This window comes from Blautia sp. AF19-13LB (genome assembly GCF_003479105.1).
Classification (GTDB): Bacteria; Bacillota; Clostridia; order Lachnospirales; family Lachnospiraceae; genus Fusicatenibacter; species Fusicatenibacter saccharivorans.
The window spans coordinates 1-274 of sequence record NZ_QUGO01000045.1; the positions used below are offsets into that span (position 1 = coordinate 1).

The window sequence follows — 274 nt, forward strand, 5'->3', positions numbered from 1 at the left end:
CCGCCCTGCATGGCGATAAGGATTGTATTGTTAAGGCTGTAATCATGGAATTTTGACATGGTACGCAGATAATCGGCGTAACGGTCGCTTTCATACAGTCCTAAAATTCCTTGTTCCAGTCGGTCGGTAATCTCTTTCATTTTATCGGCGGGCTTTTCAGAAGATAGGATAATCGGGAGAACCGGGGGCCGCTCTGTGGCGGCGGTTTGTATGGCTGCGGAAGCGTCAAGGTCTGCCTGTTCCTTTTCCTGTACTGGCGGCTGCGGCGTTACCC

General features: G+C 51.5%; 1 protein-coding gene. It reads right to left on the minus strand.

Annotated features, from left to right (window positions below; all coding sequences use genetic code 11):
• The coding region (locus DWX32_RS20360) for a hypothetical protein (protein WP_243037644.1) at positions 1–274 on the minus strand (274 nt) is incomplete at both ends.